Genomic DNA, 25,172 nt, shown 5'->3' with positions numbered 1-25,172 from the left:
TGTAACTTTTTGATATAATAGTAATTAATAATTTTTTAAGAACGATGTTCAACGTTTTAAAACTACCAATTAGATATTTTTACAAATCATTTTGATTTTTTTTAATTACTAAAGTTAATGTTTGTTAATATATCTAATTAGTATTTGACTATCAATATTCTAATAATAAATAACAAACAACTATGAAAAAAACTTTACTCATACTGTCAATGCTTTCAAGTGCAACAGTATTTTCACAGGTAATTTTTAGCGAAGGTTTCGATACATTCACCTCTTTAGCCGGAGCCGGATGGACGTCTACGAATCAAAGTAGCCCTGTCGGAGCAAGTACATGGGCTCAAGGAGGTGGAACTGCCTTTTCGACTGGCGGACAAGCAGGAGGAACTACCTCTTTTACACTTTGTAATTTCAACAGTACAACAGGTGCAGGAACAATCAGTAACTGGTTGATGACGCCTCCGATTACGGTTAAAAATGGAGATGTTATTTCATTTTATTCCAGAAAAGGAGGAACTGCCAATACATATCCGGACAGGTTGGAATTCAGATTGAGTGATCAGGGTGCTTCATCTACAGCTCCTTCTGGTGCAACGGGAGTTGGTTCATATACTAATGTAGCTGTTTCCATAAATCCTAATCTTACAACAAGTACTTCGGCTACAACAGGTTATCCTGTTACCTGGACACAATATTCTTATACAGTTACAGGACTTTCTGCAGATACAAGCATGAGAATGGCTTTCCGTTATTATGTAACGAATGGCGGACCTGATGGAACCAATTCTGATATTGTAGGTGTAGATACTTTTGCTGTAACGAGAACAGCTACTTTAGCTACAAGTGATGTTCAATTACAAAAAAGTAGCATCTCTATATATCCTACAATTGCTGACAGAGAACTTACTATAAGCCTTAAAAATAATCAGCAGATTATGGGAATTTCAATTTATGATATGTCCGGAAAGGCGATTTCATATGTAAAAGCAGATGTTGTAGACAAAAGTAATTCTGTGGTTGACGTATCTCAATTACCAACCGGAAATTATATTGTAAATGTTATCACAAAAGAAGCTAAATACACAAGCAAATTCATTAAAAAATAATTTTTGAAATAATAAAGTCAAAACCTTCAGAATTTCTGAAGGTTTTTTTGATTAATAAAGGTTAATTGGAATAGGATAATACGAAAATAAAGATCTTTCCGCGGAGATTATTAAATAGATAAGTTCCATTGTAAATAATTTTAAGGTTATTAATATTTAAATTTAAATCTGAAAATTTTTTTGCTTTTTGATCGCCCTGTTTGCTTTTCGTTTGGCTTTTCTCACTTTGAAATCAAACCATGTTTCTTTGAAAATATTTCTCATGGCATTATCGAAATGTCTTATCAGTACAAGATTCTTAAAACCACGCCATTTTTCCAGTAAACTTGAAGGTAACGCTCTGATCGATACAGAATAACCCTCAGTTTCATACTGAATATAATGCCACCAACCTGAAGGAATGTAAAGAGTTTCGCCCGGTTTTATGACTGCTTCATAGCCGTTTAAATATTTAAGTCCGGGAAATTCCTCATAATCAGGTTCTTTAATATTGGTTACACTGTGAAAATTATAGGGAAGTTTATACATCAGATCCGATTGTTCCCAAGGGAAAAGCCAAATTCGCTTAATACCTTGAAATTGAGTGATGAAAACGTGAGACATATCAATATCAACATGATTTCGTGTGATGGAACCTTCGCCACCGAAGAACATAAAGGGAAGCCATTTTAAAATTTTTCCTTTAGTAACATCATTGTATTGAATATCATTCTTAAGTTCCGGTTTAATGCTTAATAAATTAAATAGGAAAAGCCGATGTTCGGTAGGAGAGGAAGTAATAAGATTTAAATATTCTGAAAATGTACTTTGTGCAATAGGTTTACTTGCAACTCTGTCTAAAGATTCTATCTCGCTTCCATAAATATTCACTTTTTGTTCACCTGCAATTTCTTTAAAATAGTCATAATTCCATTTTTTGTAAGCGGGACTTTCAGGATCTACAAAATCTTTTAAAATAAGAGGTTTTGCGGGTTTCAGATAAGTGCTGAGAAAGTCTTCTGACGATATATTTTTAATTTTTTGTACTGGTGATAATCTCATTTTCCTGGTTTTGAAGTAACAAATATAATAATTAGTCTACTAAAATTATAGACTATTATCAAAAATATTAAAATTTTATTTAAACATTTTAGAATAAAAATCATAAAATAGGATACTTTACCACGATTTTATTAAATTAGCGCATCAAAAAATTTATCTAAAATGATCTCTAAAAAGTATCTTGAAAACTTACAGAACGAACTACAAAATATTGATAACGACGGACTTTACAAAAGAGAAAGAATCATCACTTCTCAGCAAAGTGCGGAAATAGAAGCTAATGGAAAAAAGCTGTTGAACTTTTGTGCCAACAATTATTTGGGATTATCAAACAATCCGGAAGTAATGAAAGCTTCTCAGGACATGATCGAATCTCACGGTTACGGAATGTCTTCTGTACGTTTTATCTGCGGAACTCAGGATATTCACAAAGAATTAGAACAAAAAATCGCTGACTTTTTAGGATTGGAAGATACCATTCTTTACGCAGCTTGTTTTGATGCAAACGGAGGTGTTTTTGAACCTTTATTTACGGAAGAAGATGCTATTATTTCTGATGAATTGAACCACGCTTCAATTATTGATGGTGTTCGTCTTTGTAAAGCGGCAAGATACCGTTACAAAAACAATAATATGGCAGATCTGGAAGCTCAGTTGATCGCAGCTTCTGAAAAAAATCACCGTTTCAAAATTATTGTTACTGATGGAGTTTTCTCAATGGACGGAATTGTTGCAGATCTTAAAGGAGTTTGTGATTTAGCGGACAAATACGATGCTTTGGTAATGGTTGACGATTCTCACGCAACAGGTTTCATTGGAAAAACAGGTCGTGGAACTCACGAAGCGAATGAAGTTATGGGTAGAGTAGACATTATTACTTCTACATTAGGAAAAGCTCTTGGAGGTGCTTTGGGAGGATTTACTTCAGGTAAAAAAGAGATCATCGATATGTTGAGACAGCGTTCAAGACCATATTTATTCTCAAATTCATTGGCTCCGGGAATTGTGGGTGCAGCTTTGAAAGTTTTGGATATGATTTCTGACGATACTTCTCTTCGTGATAAAGTAATGGAAAACGCAGAATATTTCAGAGCGGAAATGAAATCTAAAGGTTTTGATATTCCAGATGGTGATGCTGCGATCGTTCCTGTAATGCTTTATGACGCACCTTTGGCTCAAAAAATGGCTGAAAAGTTGATGGATGAAGGAATTTATGTAATAGGATTCTTCTATCCGGTTGTACCAAAAGGAAAAGCGAGAATCAGAGTGCAGCTTTCTGCGGCGCATACTAGAGAGCATTTGGATAAAGCGATTGCAGGTTTTGAAAAAGTTGGAAAAGAATTAGGAGTAATTTCTTAAAAATAAAATAGCTCTACAGTTGTAGAATTAAAACTGGATTTCTTATATTTACAGAAATCCAGTTTTTTTATGAATAAAATATATGCTTTTCTGTTGATGTTTTTAGTGACTGTTTCTTGTAAAACTAAGATGAATCAGTATATCAAAAATGAAAATAATGTGAGCAAGAGACATGGCAAATGGAGGGAGGAATATTCTTCAGATGAAGGAACTTTGGTTGCGGTCGGAAGGTATAAAAAAGGTGAAAAGATAGGAGTTTGGAAAACTACGTTGAACAATCAACTTTTTCAAAGAGATAAAATTGGAGGTAAAGTGACAAAAACCAAAATGTACTATCAAAGTGGAAAACTGATGCAACAGGGACAGTCTAGAATAGATATTAATAAAAATCAACGTCATTGGTATTATTTCGGTGACTGGAAATATTATGATGAACAAGGAAATCTTCGTTATATAAAAAAATACGCAGACGGTAAAAAAGTCGATAGTATTTCGTTCAATAAATAAATAATTCTGCTATCTTAATTTTCAAATAATCTTGTTTGTATTTTGGCTTAACATAAATGGCAAAATCATTATATTTGCGCTTAATTTTCATTTAAATGGTTTTTAAATCCAAATATCAAATTGAATTTTCTAAATCTAAAGGAGAAGTATTAGAAAATATTAAAAATAGCATATTTGGAGCGACTCCTAATTTGTTTGCTAAAAATTTTAATGGAAAAGTATTTGAAAACGGATTTAAAGTAAAAGTAATGGGAACAGAATCTTTTTCTTTTAAGGGGAATTTCACTGTAAATAAGAATAATGAAGAAACTCTTGAGCTAATTGTTGGGATTGGATATTTAGATGTAATTCTTTATTTTTTGCTTTACTCTTGGATATCATTCATGATATACAAGAATTATGAAAAAGATTATTATGTTGCAATTGTCTATTTTGGGTTGTCTATATTTATAATTATTTCAAGATATTTAGATGCAAAGAAATCGAAAAAAATGTTTTTTAATTTTTTAGAAAAGCTTGATAAAGAACATAAAGTTGTTCCTATAAAATAATTTATTGATTAAAAATGCTTTATACAATAATAAAAGCGCTTCATATTATCTTCATGGTAAGCTATTTTGCGGGAATTTTTTATCTCGTGAGAATTTTTGTTTATTATAAAGATACTGACGAATTTCCGGATGAAAAAAAGAAAATCCTTAGAGAACAATACACTTTCATGGCGAGAAGGCTTTGGAATATTATTACAGTTCCTGCAGGTGTCATTATGACAGTTTGCGGTTTAACTATGATTTTCCTGAACTTAGGATTAATGAAAACTCCTTGGTTTCATTTAAAACTGACATTCCTCGTTGGTTTAGCTTTTTACCATTACTGGTGCTGGAAAAAAGTCTTACAATTAAAAGAATTAAACGGAAATACCTTAGAAACAGCCAATATAAAGCTAAGACAGGCGAACGAAATTGCAACATTTATTTTGTTCCTTGTTGTGTTCACAGTGATCTTAAAATCTCAGGTAATTGAATATTGGTGGCAATTAATCTCAGGATTTTTCGTTCTGGTATTTTTGATCATGATGACCGTAAAACTGGTTAATAAAAAAAAGAAAAAATAATAATGGCTTTAAGCTAAAGGCAATAAGCGATAAGCTTTGCCTACTGCTTATAGCATATTGCTTACTGCAAATTAAAAAACTATGATTGCAATTTTAAAAAAAGAACTTTGGAGTTACTTCGGAAACTGGAGCGCATGGGTGATCATTGCGGCTTTCAGTCTGATAACGACTTTGTTTTTGTTTTTTTTCGAAAATGATTCTAATATTTTCGACATCGGAATCGCTTCACTACAAAGCTATTTCGTTTTGGTTCCCTGGTTACTGATGTTCATTATTCCGGCGCTTTCGATGAAAACTTTTGCGGAAGAACAACAGACAGGAACATTAAACTGGCTATTTTCTCAGCCTTTGAAAGTTTCAGATCTTGTATTTGGGAAATTTCTTTCTGTTTGGATCGTTGGGATTTTATGTTTGATTCCTTCATTAATTTACCTTTATACAGTCTATGTTTTGGGTGTTCCGGCAGGAAATATTGACATGGGAATGACGTTCGGAAGCTATATAGGAATGATTATTCTGATCGCCGCTTTTTCCGGAGTGGGAATTTTGGCTTCTTCTCTTTCTCAGAACCAGATTATGGCTTATTTGTTGGGTGTTTTCATGTGTTTCATCATGTATTTCGGAATCGAACAGCTGGCAAGTTATAAATTATTGGGAGGGGCAGATTTTATTTTGCAGAATCTAGGTTTTTATCAACACTTTTTAGGCTTTACAAGAGGTCTTATTGATTTTAAAGATGTTGCTTATTTTGCTTTAATTATAGCTGTTACATTGGCTTTGTCTAATCATTTTATTAATAAAAAGAAGTAGAATTATGAAGAAGATACAATTTAAATCTCCGGTAGGAATTTTACTTTTCGTGGTTTTGCCTTTGGTAATTATCTTGGCAATTTCAGGAATCAGATTGGATTTAACTAAAGAAAAAAGATATACACTTTCCGACAGTACGATCAAAGTATTGGAATCTGTGAAAAAACCTGTAATGATCGATGTTTATCTGGAAGGAGATTTTCCTGCGGATTTCAAGCAGCTTCAGAGCGAAACGAAATTCATGCTTGAAAATTTCAGAAAGGTAAATCCGAACATAGATTTTAAGTTCATTGATCCTATTAAATCAATGCTTAAAGATACTTTAGAGAAAAAAGGGATGTATCCATCTGTGTTGGATGACAGAAAAAGCGGGAAAACTTCACAGATAGAAATTTATCCGTATGCGCTTATCAAGAACGGGAAAAATAAAGTTACAGTACCTCTTATCGTAGAGCAGAATTACGCTGATAACGCAGAATTACTGAATAAGTCTATTGAAAATTTAGAATATAATTTTATTTCAAGAATTAAACTGGCAACCAACGAAACGTTCAAAAAAGTTGGTGTTTTGGTTAATCAGGATGAATTAAGTCCGGGAGAATTTCAGGGATTCATGAATCTTGCATTGGAAAATTACGATGCAGAACCAATTATTCCTAAAAATCAAAAGGAATTAAGTTTGGCTGATGTTCCGTTGTTGAAACAAATGAGTGCTTTAGTGATTGCGAAACCTAGAAAAGCATTCACAGATCAGGAAAAATTAGTGTTGGATCAGTACATCATGAACGGGGGAAAAACGCTTTGGATGATTGATGCAGTAAATGCCGAAATGGATACTTTGATGAGGTCTGAAAAGGTGATGCCTTTCCCGATCGATCTTAACATGACGGACTTCTTTTTCAATTACGGGATCAGAATCAATCCTGCTTTGGTAAAAGATGTAAAGAAATTTGCGAAGCTGAAGTTTGTGGCGGGTGAAGTTGCCGGAAATGCACAATATTCTACACAACCGTGGCCTTATTTTCCTTTGGGAATTGCAGAAAATGATAATCCGATCACCAAAAATATCAATCCGGTTAAATTTGAATTTCCGACTTCTATTGATACATTGGGAAGAAAAAATATTAAGACAAATGTACTTTTCGAATCCAGTGAAAGAACTTTGCTGAAACAGGTTCCAAACTATGTGACATTAGAAGAGATCAACAGTGTTGACAGTCTTGGACAAATGGAAAAACCAAGTACTCCAAAGATTTTTGCAGTTTCTTTGCAAGGGAAATTCACTTCGGCGTATGCTTCAAGAATTGAAAGAAAATCGTATCCCGGCTTTAAAGCTTCAAGCCCTGAAAATAAAATGATCGTCATTGCAGATGGAGACATCGCAAGAAATAAAGTAGTAAAGGGAAAACCGCTTCCTCTAGGAATGGATGTTCTCACACAGGAACGTTTTGGAAATGAACAGTTCCTGAAAAATGCTTTAGATTATCTTTTGGATGATAGCAATCTGATGGAATTAAGAAACCGTAATATCGAAGAAAGACTTCTAGATCGATATCTAATTGGTGAAGAAAGAAATTATTGGCAATGGTTTAATTTGCTTTTACCATTAGCAATTATAGGAATTTTGGGAGGTTTGTTCTTCTGGTTGAGGAAGAAAAAGTTTGGATAGAATATAAAAAAGAGAAGTTTTTGGCTTCTCTTTTTTGTTTTGATTATCATTTACAAATTAGTGTTCTAAATCTTCCTGACTTTTAAATCTACCAAGTTGAAAATCATCTTCTGATTTTTCGATACGATTAATTAAAGTTTCGACACTAAAAGGAATAAACTCAGAATGATCTTCTTTCTCCAATTTAGATAAAATATATTCTTCAATTTTCTCTAACAAACTCTCATCTTGAAGCTGAGCAAGATAAATGATTAAATTTAATTTTCTAGTTTGAATATCCACGATTGATGTATTTGGATTACAAATTATTTGTGATATTTGATTAGTCTTCAAATTCTATTTGAGATTGTACAGGTTTATTAAAAACCTTACTAAATTTTGATTTGAAATCTGCTAAATTATCAGATAGCTCCATTACAGTTATTAATTTCATTAAATGTTTATCCAAATGGGGAATTCCTATGTCTTCAGTCAAATGTTGATGATGTTTTCTATTTCTATTCCCATTTTCATTTTTAGGATTCATTTGTCTTAGTTTATCTAAGGCACCTTTTGGAAGTTCATTATAAACATATTCATTTGTAAATTTTCCGAGATAGCTTGGTCTTTTCAATGAAAATGGATCATATTTCCAGTCAAATAATCTAAAGGCTTCTTGGTAAAACTTTCTAGGAAATCGGTTTTGCCATTTTAAAAAATCCTCTTGAATATATTTTGATAATAATCTTTGAAGTTCATCCTTTTCTCTATCATATTGATATCCTGTGGCTTCATCGATTAGGGCATTTATACCTACCTTTGCTAATGAACGAATTATAATTTTAGCTTGTTTTAGCATTTTTTCTTGAGAGGATATTAATACACCTTTTTCTTCAGCATCTAAATATAGCTCACAAACTAAAGGAATTAATTCTGCGTCATATCCAACAGCATTTAATCCATTACTATGATAATAATGAATTGGCTGAATTTTTTCTAAAACGTCATCATTTACAAATTCTACAAGGTTTTTTGCCCCAATAATTGAAGGTAAGCCATCCTGTCTTTTTTCGCCTTTTCGAGGTCTATTAAATGCGGCAAATAAACCTGTTTGAGAAATGATTCTTTTTTTATTTTCTAACACTGCGCAAGGAATTTCTACAAATCCATTTTCCTCATTTCCTATTTTTAAATAGCCTCTGTGAGTAGCTTGATAAATATCCATAATAAATTATTTTTTTAGTCATGTGACTGCAAATATAGTCATATGACTTATTATTTCAAAAAATATTATTATGTTTTTTACAATGTAATTTTAATTCAAGAAAATTTTATCTCTAAAATCAATTAAACAACCTCCTAAACTCTCCCGGCGACTGTTTCACCTTCTGCTTAAACAACTTACTAAAAGACTGCGGATGCTCAAATCCCAGCTCATAAGCAATTTCACTCACAGATAAATTTGTGGTACTCAATCGTTCTTTTGCAGAATCAATTAACTTATTCTGAATATGTTGCTGTGTATTTTGTTGGGTGTGAATTCGCAGTAAAGTTCCCAGATAATTGGGCGAAATATTCATCTGTTCGGCAATGGTTTTTACGGAAGGAATTCCATTTTCTAGAAGATTTCCGTTGCTGAAATGCTGGGAAAGAACTTCTTCAAATTTATCCAGCAACTCGTGACTGGATTTTTTTCGGGTAAAAAACTGACGTTCATAAAAACGTTCAGCATAGATCAAAAATAACTCAAGCTGAGCAACAATTAATTCCTGAGTAAATTTATCAATATTTGTCTGATATTCCTTTTCGATATTTTTGAACAAATCAACAATAATTTTCTCTTCTTTATCAGAAAGGAAAAGCGCTTCATTAATCTGGTAACTGAAAAATTCGTAAGATTTGATTTTCTTAATGAGAGAAGTTCCCCAAAGGAAATCGGGATGAATAAGCAGTAAATATCCTGTCGGTTCTACTTCAACATCAGGTTTCATTTCAAGGCTCAAAAACTGAAGCGGTGAAACAAAACACAAAACTCCGGAATCAAAATCATACTGTTGCTGTCCGTAATTGAACTTAGCATTGACATTCCGTTTCAAGCCAATTGAATAAAAATTCTGGATCCATTTTAGTTCATCATCATTCACAGGATAACGAACCTTGCTATAATCTATCAGGCTGATCAACGGATGTTCAGGATTCGGAAGATTACAGAAAGCATGAAATTCGGAGATGGAATTAAAACGGAATGTCTGTTTCATAATAGCTAAGTTATTTAATTATTTTGAATCTCAACAGTTAGTATTAGAGATGTCATCCTGAGGCTCTCGAAGGATTCCCGATTATTTATAAAACGCTTCGAGAACCTCAGCTTGACAACGACTTAATACTTCAAGAAATTAAATAGCAGTAGAAACCGTCAAATTTTCCCAAGCTTTGGCATCCTTCGTAATTGCCTCAATTTTATTATTCAGGAAATCATTAGTTTCAACACCCAACAACAGATGTACCGGCGGATTTTTTTCTTTACTGATCTGGATCAGAACTTCTGCGCCTTTTTCAGGATCGTTTGGCTGATTTCCATTGATTTCATTAAGGTGTGCCTGTTCAGAATTTCTTGCTGTTTCATAAGCTTCAATTGAATTTACAGGCGTTTTTACAGAATCTTTAGTTAAGAAATCTGTACGGAAATATCCAGGATAAACGACTGTAGCATGAATTCCAAAATCCTTTGCTTCTTCTGCCAATGCTTCGGTAAATCCGGCTACTGCAAATTTTGTAGAGCAATAAATTCCCCAACCCGGAAAATTCCCGGAATATCCTCCGATAGACGAGATATTAAAAATGTTTCCTGATTTTTGCTCACGAAGATAAGGCATTGCATTTCTAATCACATTTAATGATCCGAAAACATTCACATCAAAATTTGCTCTTGCCTCTTCGTCCGAAAGTTCTTCCAAAGTTCCCAGTTGTCCGTATCCTGCATTGTTTACAATGACATCGATTTGTCCGAAATATTCAACTGTTTTTGCGATGGCAGATTTTACATCATCGTTATCTGTAATGTTTACCCCAAGCGGTAAAAAGTTTTCGGAAGTTTCTCCGATCTCGGAAATTAATGATTCCACAGTTCGGCTTGTTGCAGCAACAGGAAATCCTTCTGCCAATAATTTTTTAACTAAAACCAATCCCAACCCTTTTGAAGCTCCTGTTACGAACCATACTTTTTTTGTTTCCATTTTTAAATATTTTTTTTGTTTTAAATGATGGTACAAAGATGGAAAGTTGCGGAATGGAAAAAGTATCTCAATCAATGAATGATGTGTCCAAATCGTGAATGATATAAAAAAACAAAAAGAGAAACCCGAAAGTCTCTCTTTATACTGTTAGTTTAAAAAAATTACCAAGGGCTGATTCCCGATTCATCTTCAATGTCATTACTGAAATATTGTCCGGTTGGTCCGTTTTCGTCTGTCAAAGTATGTTTGATGATAAACGAAGCTGCACTTTCTACAGAACCTGGTCCGCTGTGATGATTGAAGTCTGTTGCTGTATAACCTGGATCGATTACATTCACTTTGAAAGGTAATTCTCTCAATTCATAAGCTAAAACAATTGTATAAGCGTTCAAAGCTGATTTTGATGGCCCGTAAGCTGCGGCTTTTACATGATAATATTTCCATGTCGGATCGTTGTGTAACGTTAAAGATCCAAGTCCTGAAGTAATGTTGCTGATTCTCGGACTGTCAGATTTTTTAAGCAAATCTAAGAAAGTCTGTGTAACATTGATTACTCCAAAGAAATTAGTCTCAAAAACTTCTTTAATGTCATTAACAGAAGCTTCAGCCGCCGTTTGTGGATTTACACCCAAAATTCCGGCATTATTGATCAGAATATCAAGTTTCCCCTGTTCGTTTTTGACAATGTTTTTTGCTTTTGTAATTGATTCAGGGTTGGTAACATCAATTTCAATTGCTTTGATATTCTGAAATCCGTTTTCCTGTAATTCTTTTACGACATTTTCACCGTTTTCGAGATTACGGCTTCCTAAGTAAACGAATAATCCTTTTTCGGAAAGTTGTTTTGCTGTTTCAAGACCAATGCTTCTGTTGGCTCCTGTAATTAATACTGTTTTCATTTTTTGTTTAATTGATGGTGTAAAATTCCGTCAATTAAGCAGGATAACATTTGCCATTTGGCAAAAAGTGATTTTTTATTTAAAATTTGAACGTATTATTATTCATTTTTAGTTTTTCACTTTTCATTTATTTTATATTTTTCCTGATTCTGCTTAAAGAAGATTGTGTAACTCCCAAATAAGAAGCAACATAAGAAAGCGGAATTCGATTGACCGCAGTAGGGTAGATCTCTAAAAATTTTAAGTAGCGAGTTGTTCCATCTTCCGAAACAAGCGGACTTCTTCTTTCTACTTTTTGCATCAGTGCCCGTGAAATAATTTTATTAACAATAGCATCAAAACCTACGATAGTCTGTAAAAGTTCCAGCCAGTCTTTTCTTTGAAAAACAATCATTTTACAATCAGTCACCGCCTGAACATAAGCGCTCGAACAAATTTGATTATCAAAACTTTCCAGATCTACGACAAGGTTATTTTCTTCAATAAAATATTTTGTGATTTCTTCACTTTTGTTGTTGTAGTAGCAAACACGAAGAATTCCGTCAACAACAAATCCGACTTGCTTTGCAATTTTTCCAGCTTCAGAAAAATATTCTTCTTTTGGAAGCTTCAGTTCTGTTGCTTTGCTTGCAATGAAATCCATCTGTTGTTGGTTGAGGTTTCCAAATCTCAGGATAAAATCGAATAGTTCTTTCATGAATGCAATTTAAGTAAAGGGAATTTTATGACATTTGCCATTTGGTAAAAAATGTTATTTAAGATCCAATTTAGTTTTTCTGATTTTATTTTGTTTAATATAAAAAACTTTTGTCTTCCTGAAAATAATGACAGGAAGTTTGAAAAATATGAATTCAAATAATATTTCTACTATGATTTCAAGAAGCATAATTATTTTATAAATAAAGAACTTAATTTAAAGATATAAAAATAAAAAGAGAAACCCGAAAGTCTCTCTGTATGATTAATTTTCTAAAACCGGGATCAAATGTTCCCAATTCAGTTGTTTGGCGAAATCTAAAGCAGTTTTTCCTGAATTTGTCTTTAAATTTCTATCCGCTCCTGCCTTTAGAATCACCTCCACAGAACTTAAATTTCCTGCAATTGTTTCGGCATGTAAAAGAGAATATCCGTTGGCGTCCTGACCTGTAATTTCGTCGGGATTTTCGTTAATGAATTTTACGAAGTCTTCCTTCATATTTCTACTCATCGGATGTTCAATAAGATTTTCAGGATTTTCTTTTTGTTCATAAACGACTTCAATATCATTAAAATCTCCAAAATCCATCTGCCAAGCATCATCATGATTTTTTCTTTGTGACGGAGACATATCAGAACGCATTTTCTGAATGGTAAATCCACCATAAGCTTTCGGAGGTAAAGAATCTGAAGATGATGAAAATAACTTCGAAAGTCCCTTAGATTTTTTAGCTTTTTGTGGCATAGCAAAAAGCCAGTCGCTGATTTCATTTAAAGGAACTTCAACATAGTCTCCAACTTGAATGTTGGTTAATTCATTTGGCTGGTTAATAAGATAGCCTTTCACTTTATCGCCGTCGAAATTGATTTCATTGATCCACATATGCTCTACAATCGGAGTTTCAGAATCTGGATCTTCCTGAGAAAAAGCAACTTTTACACAGGAAACACTCAACCCCGGAATAATTCTTCTGTATTCCCAGGATTGTTCTCTCCAGAAATATTTGAAGGTTTCCTGAGCTTTCTTGTAAGCTTTAAGCATTTTTGGATCTGCACCGTCTGCGAAAAATATTGGATTTTCTTCCATTGTATTTGAATATTTTGTGATTTAATATTGTTTTAAATTTTAGTGATTATTTGGAAAGATGTGTTTTCCATATCTTTATTTTGTCAACTTCAAACATCAGTCTGTTTTGGGATTCCGATCTTAGTATAAATTCACCTCCAGAATTCCAAAGTGACCACGAAAAATCTACAGGTGTAATAGAATTTATATTCCAAAAGTGTTCTTTTTGTGATATAGTTTCTTTCTCGTAAGATTTAAATATTAATCTTAAGTCAGTTAAAAATAACTTTCCGGGAACCAAACTATCTTCAATTAGATAATTTGCGGGAGATTGAAGAAGTAATAATTCTGAATTGTTCAAACTGACAGAAATTTCATTTAAAGATTTTATAGGCTTGCTGAATCTGCTGTATATAAATCCGTTAATCAAAAGAGCTGCAATACCTAAAAGAACAGACATTTCTAAAGTTTGCTGTAAATCTACATGAAAAAAGTAACCAATCATGAAGCTAAGTCCAAAAAAGGTAATTCCGTAAGGCAGGCCATTTCCTACAATACTTTTAATTTTATTCTTCATTGAGTTTTTGTTATTAGTTTAAATATATTTAAGGTTTATACATCTTTTATAAAATCCTCATATTCATAATAAAACTTCTCAAAACCATCCATTTTCTCAACAAAAAATTCAAAAATTTCCTGCCAAGTATTTTTATTAAAAACTGAAACACCATATTTTTCAACCCAAATTTTGGCGATTATTTTTCCGTTTTCTAAAGTAAAATATTCTTCTTTTTGAAAATCTCCGATAAAATCTTTGAGAATATCTTCCAAAGACCAGATTTTATTATAATAAGCATCTCTGAAAATTTCATCCTTCATTTCGATATCTAAAGAAACTTCCGCTTTTTTATTATCTGCATTGAATTTAAATGAAAAATCCTTAACTTTTGTATCATATAAAATCCATTTTCTTGGGAAAGACTTTCCAAAAGCCGTCCAAAATTCTTTCTTTAATTGCTGTGCTTCCTGTTTACTGAACATATAACAAACTTAATGATTAATAGGTAAAATTGCAAAAATGCAAGCTTTTAAATTGCTTTTTTTAAGCCTTCAGAGTTTAATAATTCATCGATTTTATGATTTTCCACTATTTAAAACTATTTTCTTATTTTTGCTGTAATGCTGTCTAAAAAATCTCAATATGCTTTTAAGGCACTGTCATATCTTGTAGAAAGAAGGAATGACGGGCCAATTCTTATTTCCGAAATCGCGGAACGAAAGAAAATTCCTTTAAAGTTTTTAGAAAATATCTTGCTTGAACTCAAAAAAGCGGACATTCTTGATAGTAAAAAGGGAAAAGGAGGAGGATATTTTTTCAAGGAGAATCCTGAAAATGTAAAATTGGCAAAGATTATTCGTTTAGTGAACGGTCCGATTGCACTTCTTCCTTGTGTAAGCTTAAATTTCTACGAAAAATGTGATGATTGCAACGAAGATCACTGTAGTTTGCATGATGTTTTGATAGAAGTTCGTGATGCCTCGCTTAAGATATTGGAAGAAAAAACTTTACTGGATTTGATCGATTGATCTGATCCTTTTTTTGAATAATTAGTCTACTTGTTTGGTAGGATAATTATTTTATCAGATATTTGCATTACTTCAAATGAACAAAATATGATTTCAAAAGAAGATGCAGATACACTGAAGCAACTTTCAGCAGAGGAGGGATTGAAATTCATCTCATCAAAATTCTCGGATGGAGTTGTTTTCTCCACATCACTTGGTCAGGAAGATCAGGTGATCACCGATATAATTTTCAGAAACCAATTGCCGATAAAAGTTTTCACATTAGACACAGGAAGACTTTTTTATGAGCATTACGAATTACTCTCACAAAACAATTCACGGTATAAAATAAAAACGGAAGTCTATTTTCCGGAACCTTCTGATGTAGAAAAATATGTGAATGAAAAAGGCATCAATGCTTTTTATCATTCCATTGAAAATAGAAAAGAATGTTGTTTTATCCGGAAAGTTAAACCTTTAAACAGAGCATTAGAAAATGCAAAAATCTGGATTACTGGGTTACGTTCCGAGCAATCAGAAAACCGTGAAAATATGCCGATCATCGAGTGGGAAGAAGATAGGAAATTATTCAAATATAATCCATTGATTCACTGGAGTTATCAAGATGTTTTAGATTACTTGGAACAAAATAAAGTTCAGGAATTGTCTTTGCATAAAAAAGGTTTCATCAGTGTTGGCTGTCAGCCTTGTACGAGAGCAATCGAGGAAGGAGAAAACCCTCGTGCCGGGCGTTGGTGGTGGGAAATTTCACAAAAAGAATGCGGCCTGCATACGCATTAATTCAAAAATTTAAACTAAAATGAGTACATATAAACTAGACTATCTGGAACAGTTAGAAGCTGAAAGCATCTATATCATGAGAGAAATTGCGGCTCAGTTTGAAAAACCTGCGTTGCTTTTCAGTGGCGGAAAAGATTCTATCACATTGGTTCATTTGGCGAAAAAAGCTTTTGCTCCGATGAAAATTCCATTTCCGTTAGTTCATATTGACACAGGACATAATTTCCCGGAAGCATTACAGTTCAGAGATTATCTGGCGGAAAATATCGGTGCAGAACTGATTGTAAGAAAAGTTGAAGATACGATTAAAGCTAAAAATTTAACAGAACCGAAAGGAAAATTTGCTTCCAGAAACTGGCTGCAAACTCATACTTTATTAGATACGATCGAAGAATTTCAGTTTGATGCGTGCATTGGAGGTGCGAGAAGAGATGAAGAAAAGGCGAGAGCAAAAGAACGTTTTTTCTCTGTTCGTGACGAGTTTGGACAATGGGATCCGAAATTGCAACGTCCAGAATTATGGAATATCTACAATGGAAGAATCAATAAAGGTGAAAATGTAAGAGTTTTTCCAATTTCCAACTGGACGGAACTTGATGTCTGGAATTATATTAAAAAAGAAAATATCCAACTTCCTCCGATTTATTTTGCTCATGATCGTGATGTGATTGAGTTTGACGGACAGTTAATCGCTGTTTCTGATTTTATTCAAATTGATGAAAATGATACGATTGTAAACAAAAGAGTTCGCTACAGAACCGTTGGAGATATGACGTGTACCGCAGCGGTTGAAAGTTCTGCCGAAACATTAGATGAAGTTGTCAAAGAAATTACCGCTTCCAGAATTTCCGAACGTGGCGAAACCCGAATCGATGATAAAGTGACGGAAGCCGCAATGGAGGACAGAAAGAAAGGAGGATACTTTTAATTATAAATGATGAAAGATAGTTGATAAATGATTTTGAAATATGCTTAAAAAATGAATGATTTATCATTGATCAATTATCATTAATAAAAAAAAACTCATGGACATATTAAGATTTATAACAGCTGGAAGTGTAGACGACGGGAAAAGTACCCTGATCGGAAGGCTTTTGTATGACAGCAAAAATATATTGATTGACCAGCTTGAAGCGTTGGAAAAACAATCGAAAAACAAGAACGAAAACGGAATTGATCTTGCGATTTTAACGGACGGATTAAGAGCCGAAAGAGAACAGGGAATTACGATTGACGTCGCTTACCGATATTTTTCGACACCGAAAAGGAAATTTATAATTGCAGATGCGCCGGGACATATTCAATACACTCGAAATATGATTACGGGTGCTTCAAATTCACAACTGATTGTGATTCTAATTGATGCACGACAAGGTGTGATCGAACAAACCAGAAGGCATTCTATTATTGCTTCTTTGTTGAAGATGAAAAATGTTGTTGTGGCGATTAATAAAATGGATTTGGTGGAATATTCTGAAGAAGTTTATAGCGATATTAAAGCTCAATATCAATTGGTTGCAAAGAAATTGGGCTTGGAAAATATCAATTATTTCCCGATTTCTGCATTTCACGGTGACAATATTGTCGAAAGATCTGAAAATATGACTTGGTATGAAGGTTTTACATTGTTGGATTTCTTAGAACAAGTTGAAATTAATCCTGCTAAAGATTTTGAAAATCCAAGATTTCAGGTGCAGTATGTGATTCGTCCGCAAACCGATGAATTGCACGACTACAGAGGTTACGCAGGAGAAGTGATTTCAGGAATTTATAAAAAAGGCGACGAAATTACAGTTCTTCCACAAAATATTCAGACTAAAATTTCAAAAATAGAAACCGGCGGAAAAGAAGTGGAATCTGTTTTTACCAATCAGCCTGCCGTTTTACATATTGAAGATGATATCGATATCAGTCGAGGTGATTTTTTAGTAAAAACTGAAAGCCTTCCTAAAGTTGAGAATGAAATTGAAGCCATTGTCTGTTGGCTCGATAAAAAGGAATTAAATGAAGGCAACAAATATTTCATTCAACATAAAAGCAAGATTTTAAAAACAATCGTAAAAGAAATTGATTATAAAATTGATGTCAATACATTGGAGAAAACACCAATTTCTGAAAGTGTAAAACTAAATGAAGTGGTAAAAGTTCGTTTAAAAACAGCTTCACCATTGGTTTTTGACAGTTTTGAAGAGAATAGTGCAATAGGAAATGCTGTTTTGATCGACGAGACAAGTAATTCGACTGTTGGAGCTGTAATGATTTTATAATTATGGTAATCTCAAGGAAAATTCAGATCAGGCTTAATGTGTTTTTTGTGACATTGGCTTTATTGTTTGTCGTAGTTTTTTCGATGTACGAAATGGGCTATCTTGATGAACTTTTAACTATTTTAGCCAAAGACAACTACATTTTTTACTGGATGATGTTGGTTGGAGTTTTAGCTGAAATTGTCGCAGGATCAATGGGAATGGGATATGGCGTAATCTGCACTACAACACTTTTATTTTTGGGAATTCCTCCACATGCGGTAAGTGCAAGTATTCATTCTGCGGAAAGTTTTACAACGGCAGCCGGAAGCATCAGTCATATCAAATTGAAAAACGTAAGTAAAGGTTTAGTCAAAAAACTGGCGATTCCTGCAATTTTCGGAGCGATTATCGGAGCTGTTTCGCTGACTTATCTTGGAGAATATTATTCAAAAATCACAAAAACCATTATTTCCTTTTATACTTTATATCTGGGAATTCAGATTTTGTCGAATGCTTTTAAAGGAAAACAGGATAAAAAATTAAAAAAGAAAACCAATCTTACAAGATTAGGATTGATCGGTGGCTTCATCGATTCTTTTGCCGGCGGAGGATGGGGTCCGCTTGTAACAGGAACATTAATTAAGAATTCTTTCACCCCAAGATTTGCAGTAGGAAGTTCGACTGTAGCTAAGTTTATTTTGACTCTAACTGCCGCAATTACTTTTGTTTTTACTTTAGGAATCCAACATTGGAACATTATTCTGGGACTTTTAATCGGAGGTATTGTTACTGCGCCTTTTTCCGCAATGCTTACTGCAAAACTTCCTGTGAAAAGTATGTTTATAGTCATCGGGATTTTAGTAATTGTGATGAGTTCTATAACTATTTATAAATCTGTTTTTTAATGCTAATTTCTCTTAAATGTTGAAAAATAAAGGTTTGAAATATACATTCAGCTTCGAAAATATTCTACATTTACACCATTAAAAAAATAATAAATGAATTTACACGTAGTTGCGCTTTTTAAATTTAATGAGAATTATTTGATGGAAGCGGTGGAACTTTTTCAGATCTTGGTAAGAGAAACCAGAAAAGAAGAAGGTTGTCTGCAATATGACCTTGTTGAAGATAAAGACAATAAAGACACTTTTTTTATGGTTGAATTGTGGGAAAGCGAAGAACATCTGAACCGTCACAATGGACAGGATCACTTACTTGATTTCAGAAGAGATGTTTCGAAAATGCTTGAAAGTTCGACTTTGGTTTATAAAGGATTTAAAACTTTATAGAGAGTTTAAAATTTATATAAAATCTAAAAGGCTGTCCACAATTGTGAGCAGCCTTTTATTAGAAAAAATAGAAAGTATTAAAATTTTAGTTTTTGATTGAATTGTTTTTTTAGGTATAAAAATTAACCGTTTGATTCACAATTCACTTTTTTATTTATTTTACAATCAGCTTTTTAGTCTCTGTGCTTCCTCCGAAAGAAATTTTAACTAAGTAATTTCCTGAAGAAAGGTGAGAAAGATTTAGATCCTGCTTATAGAAACCTGTCTGATTTGTCAGTTCTGCCGAATATACTTTTTTACCGGACATATCATAAACTTCCACATTACCTTTGCTGTTTACCTTTTCTTTAACATCAAATAAAACAGTCACTTGCTTGTCTGCAGTTGTAGGATTTGGATAAATTCCGAAAGTTGCTTTTTTATTCGCAATATCTGTGGTTCCAAGAACTGAGTTAATATTTTTGTATTTGAAATACATATTTCCTGTTGTTGCACCTCCGTTTTGTGTAAAATACATTCTGTAATAATCAGATCCCTGTTTTACATAATAAACGACATCTCCATAAACGCCAGTTGTAGGCTTCCAAGTGTGACCAATGGTTGTAATATTATTTGAAAAAGCAGTTGATGCAGGAAGAGTAGCAGTTGCTGTCTCCTGAGTTTCCGGCTGTACTTTTGCTACAGAAATATTTGGACTTTGGATAACTCCCGATAATCTGTACATCATGATGTTTGCATAAAAAGTCCAGTATCTTGTAAACATAAGATCCCAACTTGCCTTCGCAGGTTCCATGTTGGCTACTTTATCATTTGTTGTGAATGAAAAATAGTTGAAAAATGCATCATCAGTACCGTTTGCTATCGTTTTTGTCTGTGTAGCATCCCAAGTTGTACCGTTCCATTTTGCATATTTGAAGGTATAACCACTGTAATAATCAGTGATCATGAATTTATAATAAGTGTTGGTGTTTAGATATTTTAAAACAAAAATTACTTTCCCATCAATATGGTGATTTCCTACATTATATTCTCCCCATCCATAAGTTGCAGAACCTTGTTCGAATGCTCCATTCTGAAGTGAAGTTGTCTGATCCGGATTGTATTTTGGACTTCCCCAAGACGAAATATTAGCAATATTGATATTATCCCAGTCTGTCGGTACACTTGAAGCCTGATAAACTTCAATATTCTGCGCGTCATTTACTCTTGATCCAAAATTCATGCTGGAGTTTCTGTAAAAAGCAATGTCCCAAGAATCTGCAGGCTGAGAAACAATAGCATTATCACTAAAATCAAAAAACACACGGTTCTGATAATTTGCTCCGGTTGTAAGATTTACTGTAGTATATCCATTTGCATCTACCTGAGATAAAACTGTTTGATTTATCCCAAAAGCAAGCATCGCAGCAAAAAATAATTTTATTTTCATAATATCTTAATGTTATATTTTCTTATTTAGAATGATTCCACAAAACTAAATAATTATTTTTAATTATTCTAAATAGAAACATGACATTTATCGTGTTTTACATTTTATTTAAATGAAATCTCTTTAACGATCATATTTTGAATCACTTTGTTAAATCTTGTTCATAAAAAAAGCTGATCTATGAATATCATAAATCAGCCTTTTTAAAATTGTAAGCTAGTCTAATAAATCTTACTTTTTAATGAATTTTGATTTCACTACCGAACCTTCTGCAGTTTCAATAATGATATAATAAACACCCGTCTGAAGAGCATTGATATTGAATTCTTGTCCGTTTAATTTACCTTCAGCTACTTTTTGTCCCGCAGCAGAGTAAATATTGATATTTTTAGGATCTTTTTTAGTTACGAATTGTAAAGCAGTGTTATCAGCATTTACAGCAAACTGAACGTCTGCTTTAGATTTTACATTGTCTGAAACTGCAAGGTTAGAAGCTGTATTGTAAGCAACATCATCAATTTCTAATACAGTATGTGGAGCAAAAGCACCTACGAATTTAAAAACAATATACTGAGAAGTTGAAGCGGTTACAGGAACTGTAATTGTTTGGAATACATCACTTGTTAAAGTTGTAGCATTCGCCAAAGCTACGAAAGTTGTCATATCAGCCGGATTAGAAGCTAAACCAACCTGTATCGATCCTGGAGCAGATCCTGTATTTCTTCTTGCTTTAAATGTTAAAGTTTTGTCTCCCGCCGGAGCAACAATTTGTGGTGTAATTAAATATTCAGGACTATTTTGATTAGCTCCGGAATAAGCTTGGATAAAATTATCGGTAGCACCATTAGCTATCACGTTCATCATAGGAGCAGGATTACCTACAGCAGCAGGATAAATAGCAGTCCATTGATTTTGAGGGAAAACAGTTTGTCCCTGACCTTGTGTAAAACTATTAAAATTTTCATTAATTGTAGCTACTTGTGCATTCGCTGTAAGAGCCGTAAACATTAAAGTTCCAATAAGTAGTCTTAATTTCATAACGTTATTTTTATTTAGAATTATTCCACAAAAATACATATTTATTTTTAACTATTCTAAATAAAGCATTATATTTGTCGAAAATTTTTGCGTCTATGAAGAAGAAAGTGCTTTCTATTCTCTCTTTATCCACAGTTTTATGGATGAATGCACAGGAAAATGATTCTCTTAATCAAAAGAAAATAGAGGAAGTTGTCATCACAGGGCAATACATGCAGCAGTCAATTAATAAATCTATTTACAAAGTTGAGGTGATTGATGCGCAGCAGATTAAAAATATGGCTGTAACAAATGTTGCAGAAGTTCTTAATCAAAGTTTAAATGTTCTTATCATACCTGATCGTAATTCTGGAAATTCTACGGCTAGTCTTATGGGACTTGGAGGTGAATACACAAAAATATTAATTGACAATATTCCTGTTGTAGGTGATATCGGCTTGGGAAATAATATTGATTTAACCAAATTAAATGTAAACAACATTGAAAGAATAGAACTTGTAAGAGGCTCAATGGGGGTAGATTATGGTTCTAATGCTGTTGCAGGGGTTATTAATATAATTACAAAAAAGAACAGTCAGAAAAAGCTTACTCTGTCAGCGTCTTTACAGGAGGAAACCGTAGGCAAAGAATATGATTGGTATAAAAAAGGAGAAGGCAGACATATTCAAAATCTTAATGTAGGATATAATATCAATGAGAATTGGTATGTAGGTGCTAATATTAATCATAATGATTTTCAGGGTTTCAAGGGAGCTAGAGAAGGCTATAAATATTTCACAGAAACTAACGACGGAAAAAGAGGATATGATTGGCAGCCAAAAGATGTTTTGAATGTTGATGGAATCTTAAGATATAGTAAAAATAAAACTTCAATTTTCTATAAGTTTGGTTTTTTAAACGAAAAGCTAAATTTTTATAATCCATTAGTTACCGAACTTTATTTAGGAGGAGGAAACAGAACGTACATGGCAACCGATAGAGATTATCTTACTACAAGATATCTTAATCAACTAAATGTACAGACAAAACTTGGGGTAATTAACTATACAGGAGATTTTTCATACCAGACTCAGGATAGAAAATTCAGAGACTTCGAATATGATGTTCCTAATAGAAAAGCAGAAGAAAAAAATGAATATAAATCCTACAATAAAGCAGACGTTTTATATTCTAGAGGAGTATTCAGTAATTTTTTAGACAACAAAAAAGTTGATTTTCAATTGGGTTATGAATTAGATCATACCTCAGGTTTTGCAGGAAATGCTGCAGGTACTTTTGAAAGCGTAAATGATGTAAAAAGAAAGATTTTCAATTACGCTAACTTTATGACGTTAGAATGGACAGCAACCGATTGGTTATCTATTCGTCCCGGATATCGTTTGGCACTAAGCGATAAGTTTGATACTCAGCATAATTACTCGTTAACAGCAAGAGCCAAAATTACAGATAACGATAATATAAGATTGGTAGTTGGAAGTGCAAACAGATTTCCGAATTTTGATGAGCTTTATACTTATATGGTTGATAGTAATCATGATATACAGGGAAATCAAGATCTTGTTCCTGAAGAAGGAATGACTGTTTCGCTAAATGCAGATAAAAAAATTAATACCAATTCTGGCTGGAATTTAAAAGTAGGAACAAGCGGAACTTATTTAAATCTGAAGAACAGAATAGAATTAGCACTTATTAATCAATCGCCTCTTAAATATCAATACATTAATATAGATCATTTTGAATCCTATCTATTTGAAGGTAATTTCAGAGCTCAGAAAGACAGTTTCAGTGTTTCTGCTAATGCATCATATTATGGAATTTCAAGAAGGCTGAAAGCGGGAGGAGTAACTTCGCCGGATGATTTCTTTTATACTCTTGAAGCAAATCTAGCAGCAAATTATACACTTCCAAAAATTAATACTACACTTTCATTATACTATAAATATACTGGAAAGACCAAAATTCCTGTATTAGTTTCTCCTGATCTTGCAACTTCTTACTTTGTAATTGGTGAAAGAAAAGACTTTAGCATGATGAACTTTATTGTAACACAACCTTTCTTTAAAAATCATTTTGATGTGAGTGTTGGTGTTAAAAATATTTTTGATGTGTCTTCAGTAAATGATACTACCATTAGCGGAACTGCCCATAATGCAGCCGATTCAGCTTCAAATCTATTCTATGGCAGAAGTTATTTTGCCAGATTAAATTATAATTTTTAAATAAATTAAAAATGAAAAAAATACTATTTTGCCTTTTAATAGGAGCTTCTTTTATTTCTCAGTCATGTATTAATGATAATGAAGATCCTGTTTTTATCGCTCCTTCTGATGGTGAAGTTGTAAATCCTGATGTAGGTGGAGCAACTCAGCCCAATCAGGTTTGGTTTGATTTGGGGACAAATTCTCAAGTCCTTACCAATAGAACAGACTGGGATCTTGCTTTTTATTCGGGAAGTAATTTTAAAGTAGTTTTGAATTCATCAATTATGATGGCAGCGGGTAAAATTACGGGTGCTACAAACATTGATCAGGTAACAGAAGCTAGTGTTACATCATTGAAGAATCTGGTTCAGGTTGCTAATTTTAATCCGGCTAATGAAGTTTATATAGATGATGTAAACGGAAATTTCCCGGCAGGTTATACTGCGATTGAAGAAATTAAAGCAAATGATTCTGATAACGCAGTTTATCTTGTAAATATGGGTAAAGAAATTTATACAGGAGCAGTTGCTACAGGTTCGGTTGCAACAGGAGGCGACAGCAGAGGTTGGATGAAGGTTCAGATTGTAAGATCTGGTGACGGATACATGGTAAAGTATGCAGAAGTGGGAGCTACATCACATAAAGAATTAACAATTGCTAAAAATTCTACCTATAATTTCAATTTTGCCAGCTTAAAAAATAATAAAGAAGTAACAATTCAGCCTGAAAGAAAGAAATGGGATATCTGTTTTACAGTGTTTACAAATACTATTACAGGTGCCGGAAGTTATATCTATGCAGATTTCGTAACAACCAATAATGTTGGGGGAGTAGGAGCTTATGAAGTGGTAATTCCTTCACCGGGCTCTGGAATCGAAGCTTACAATAATTTTAAAGCTTCGGATATTGATGCTACTAAGTTTATTTACAATAATCAGCGTATTATCGGTGCAAACTGGAGAAATCCTGTAGGGACAAATGGTCTTGAGGTTTACGGTGATCGTTTTTATATTATTAAAGATGCGGAAGGATATTACTTCAAATTAAGATTCACAAGACTTACAAGCACAACAGGCGAAAGAGGAAGACCTCAGTTCGAATACAAACCTTTATAAAGTCA

Annotated in this window: 27 protein-coding genes; 15 read left to right on the top strand and 12 right to left on the bottom strand. The window is 33.1% G+C overall.

The window, feature by feature from the left end; genetic code table 11:
- Window positions 1-182 precede the first annotated feature (182 nt).
- Complete coding sequence (locus ABD940_RS08850) at window positions 183-1,103, top strand: T9SS-dependent choice-of-anchor J family protein (RefSeq protein ID WP_345202518.1); 921 nt, start codon at window positions 183-185, stop codon at window positions 1,101-1,103.
- Window positions 1,104-1,265: 162 nt separating this feature from the next.
- Here ABD940_RS08850 and ABD940_RS08845 read toward each other — a convergent pair whose 3' ends face one another.
- Complete coding sequence (locus ABD940_RS08845) at window positions 1,266-2,144, bottom strand: cupin-like domain-containing protein (protein ID WP_345202516.1); 879 nt, start codon at window positions 2,142-2,144, stop codon at window positions 1,266-1,268.
- A gap of 162 nt (window positions 2,145-2,306) precedes the next feature.
- Here ABD940_RS08845 and kbl point away from each other — a divergent pair, with 162 nt between their 5' ends.
- From kbl to gldG, 6 genes are all read left to right on the top strand, one after another.
- A complete protein-coding gene (gene kbl / locus ABD940_RS08840; protein ID WP_345202513.1) occupies window positions 2,307-3,503 on the top strand; it encodes a glycine C-acetyltransferase in 1,197 nt (398 codons plus the stop codon).
- Between the two features lie 69 nt (window positions 3,504-3,572).
- A complete protein-coding gene (locus ABD940_RS08835) occupies window positions 3,573-4,010 on the top strand; it encodes a toxin-antitoxin system YwqK family antitoxin (protein WP_345202511.1) in 438 nt (145 codons plus the stop codon).
- A gap of 95 nt (window positions 4,011-4,105) precedes the next feature.
- Window positions 4,106-4,561 carry a hypothetical protein gene (locus ABD940_RS08830; protein WP_345202508.1) on the top strand — a complete coding sequence of 152 codons (456 nt, stop codon included), beginning with the start codon at window positions 4,106-4,108 and terminating at the stop codon, window positions 4,559-4,561.
- A 14-nt stretch (window positions 4,562-4,575) separates the two neighbouring features.
- Entirely contained in the window at window positions 4,576-5,124 is a 549-nt protein-coding gene (locus tag ABD940_RS08825; protein WP_345202505.1) for a CopD family protein, read from the top strand.
- Between the two features lie 81 nt (window positions 5,125-5,205).
- Window positions 5,206-5,934, top strand: coding sequence for an ABC transporter permease subunit (locus ABD940_RS08820; protein ID WP_345202503.1), 729 nt, complete (start codon window positions 5,206-5,208; stop codon window positions 5,932-5,934).
- A 4-nt stretch (window positions 5,935-5,938) separates the two neighbouring features.
- Complete coding sequence (gene gldG, locus ABD940_RS08815; RefSeq protein ID WP_345202500.1) at window positions 5,939-7,603, top strand: gliding motility-associated ABC transporter substrate-binding protein GldG; 1,665 nt, start codon at window positions 5,939-5,941, stop codon at window positions 7,601-7,603.
- Window positions 7,604-7,660: 57 nt separating this feature from the next.
- On the opposite strand, the gene ABD940_RS08810 is transcribed toward gldG, so the two are convergent.
- From ABD940_RS08810 to ABD940_RS08770, 9 genes are all read right to left on the bottom strand, one after another.
- Entirely contained in the window at window positions 7,661-7,885 is a 225-nt protein-coding gene (locus ABD940_RS08810) for a hypothetical protein (RefSeq protein WP_345202498.1), read from the bottom strand.
- Between the two features lie 40 nt (window positions 7,886-7,925).
- Window positions 7,926-8,807: a P63C domain-containing protein gene (locus tag ABD940_RS08805; protein ID WP_345202495.1), complete on the bottom strand. Its 882-nt coding sequence runs from the start codon at window positions 8,805-8,807 to the stop codon at window positions 7,926-7,928.
- Window positions 8,808-8,925: 118 nt separating this feature from the next.
- The gene (locus ABD940_RS08800) at window positions 8,926-9,840 is read right to left on the bottom strand and encodes a helix-turn-helix domain-containing protein (protein WP_345202493.1); all 915 of its coding nucleotides are present in this window, start codon (window positions 9,838-9,840) and stop codon (window positions 8,926-8,928) included.
- A 138-nt stretch (window positions 9,841-9,978) separates the two neighbouring features.
- Window positions 9,979-10,818, bottom strand: a complete 840-nt coding sequence (locus ABD940_RS08795; RefSeq protein WP_345202491.1) for an SDR family NAD(P)-dependent oxidoreductase — start codon at window positions 10,816-10,818, stop codon at window positions 9,979-9,981.
- A 161-nt stretch (window positions 10,819-10,979) separates the two neighbouring features.
- Window positions 10,980-11,717 carry an SDR family oxidoreductase gene (locus ABD940_RS08790; RefSeq protein ID WP_345202488.1) on the bottom strand — a complete coding sequence of 246 codons (738 nt, stop codon included), beginning with the start codon at window positions 11,715-11,717 and terminating at the stop codon, window positions 10,980-10,982.
- A gap of 127 nt (window positions 11,718-11,844) precedes the next feature.
- Window positions 11,845-12,414: a Crp/Fnr family transcriptional regulator gene (locus ABD940_RS08785; protein ID WP_345202485.1), complete on the bottom strand. Its 570-nt coding sequence runs from the start codon at window positions 12,412-12,414 to the stop codon at window positions 11,845-11,847.
- A gap of 264 nt (window positions 12,415-12,678) precedes the next feature.
- Entirely contained in the window at window positions 12,679-13,500 is an 822-nt protein-coding gene (locus ABD940_RS08780; protein ID WP_345202482.1) for a DUF2314 domain-containing protein, read from the bottom strand.
- A 46-nt stretch (window positions 13,501-13,546) separates the two neighbouring features.
- Window positions 13,547-14,056, bottom strand: coding sequence for a hypothetical protein (locus ABD940_RS08775; protein ID WP_345202480.1), 510 nt, complete (start codon window positions 14,054-14,056; stop codon window positions 13,547-13,549).
- 35 nt (window positions 14,057-14,091) lie between these two features.
- Window positions 14,092-14,520, bottom strand: coding sequence for a DUF4268 domain-containing protein (locus tag ABD940_RS08770; protein ID WP_345202478.1), 429 nt, complete (start codon window positions 14,518-14,520; stop codon window positions 14,092-14,094).
- A 138-nt stretch (window positions 14,521-14,658) separates the two neighbouring features.
- On the opposite strand from ABD940_RS08770, the gene ABD940_RS08765 reads away from it, so the two are divergent.
- From ABD940_RS08765 to ABD940_RS08740, 6 genes are all read left to right on the top strand, one after another.
- On the top strand, window positions 14,659-15,066 hold the full coding sequence (locus ABD940_RS08765; protein ID WP_047398206.1) for an RrF2 family transcriptional regulator: 408 nt from the start codon (window positions 14,659-14,661) through the stop codon (window positions 15,064-15,066).
- Window positions 15,067-15,153: 87 nt separating this feature from the next.
- Window positions 15,154-15,846: a phosphoadenylyl-sulfate reductase gene (locus ABD940_RS08760; protein WP_345202476.1), complete on the top strand. Its 693-nt coding sequence runs from the start codon at window positions 15,154-15,156 to the stop codon at window positions 15,844-15,846.
- Window positions 15,847-15,865: 19 nt separating this feature from the next.
- Entirely contained in the window at window positions 15,866-16,774 is a 909-nt protein-coding gene (cysD, locus tag ABD940_RS08755) for a sulfate adenylyltransferase subunit CysD (RefSeq protein ID WP_345202474.1), read from the top strand.
- Between the two features lie 97 nt (window positions 16,775-16,871).
- The gene (locus ABD940_RS08750; RefSeq protein WP_345202472.1) at window positions 16,872-18,113 is read left to right on the top strand and encodes a sulfate adenylyltransferase subunit 1; all 1,242 of its coding nucleotides are present in this window, start codon (window positions 16,872-16,874) and stop codon (window positions 18,111-18,113) included.
- A 2-nt stretch (window positions 18,114-18,115) separates the two neighbouring features.
- The gene (locus ABD940_RS08745; protein WP_345202470.1) at window positions 18,116-19,000 is read left to right on the top strand and encodes a sulfite exporter TauE/SafE family protein; all 885 of its coding nucleotides are present in this window, start codon (window positions 18,116-18,118) and stop codon (window positions 18,998-19,000) included.
- A gap of 93 nt (window positions 19,001-19,093) precedes the next feature.
- Window positions 19,094-19,384 carry a putative quinol monooxygenase gene (locus ABD940_RS08740; protein WP_345202468.1) on the top strand — a complete coding sequence of 97 codons (291 nt, stop codon included), beginning with the start codon at window positions 19,094-19,096 and terminating at the stop codon, window positions 19,382-19,384.
- Window positions 19,385-19,538: 154 nt separating this feature from the next.
- On the opposite strand, the gene ABD940_RS08735 is transcribed toward ABD940_RS08740, so the two are convergent.
- Window positions 19,539-20,813 (bottom strand): T9SS type A sorting domain-containing protein, encoded by a 1,275-nt coding sequence (locus ABD940_RS08735; protein WP_345202465.1) that lies wholly within the window; start codon window positions 20,811-20,813, stop codon window positions 19,539-19,541.
- A gap of 231 nt (window positions 20,814-21,044) precedes the next feature.
- Window positions 21,045-21,851 (bottom strand): T9SS-dependent choice-of-anchor J family protein, encoded by an 807-nt coding sequence (locus tag ABD940_RS08730; protein WP_345202463.1) that lies wholly within the window; start codon window positions 21,849-21,851, stop codon window positions 21,045-21,047.
- 95 nt (window positions 21,852-21,946) lie between these two features.
- Here ABD940_RS08730 and ABD940_RS08725 point away from each other — a divergent pair, with 95 nt between their 5' ends.
- Window positions 21,947-24,070: a TonB-dependent receptor plug domain-containing protein gene (locus ABD940_RS08725; protein ID WP_345202460.1), complete on the top strand. Its 2,124-nt coding sequence runs from the start codon at window positions 21,947-21,949 to the stop codon at window positions 24,068-24,070.
- Between the two features lie 11 nt (window positions 24,071-24,081).
- Entirely contained in the window at window positions 24,082-25,167 is a 1,086-nt protein-coding gene (locus ABD940_RS08720; RefSeq protein WP_345202457.1) for an HmuY family protein, read from the top strand.
- Window positions 25,168-25,172: the final 5 nt, after the last annotated feature.

This window comes from Chryseobacterium ginsengisoli (genome assembly GCF_039542325.1).
In the GTDB taxonomy this organism is placed as follows: domain Bacteria; phylum Bacteroidota; class Bacteroidia; order Flavobacteriales; family Weeksellaceae; genus Chryseobacterium; species Chryseobacterium ginsengisoli.
The sequence above is the reverse complement of the archived record's forward strand: the minus strand, read 5'-3'. Positions and strand labels throughout refer to the sequence as shown.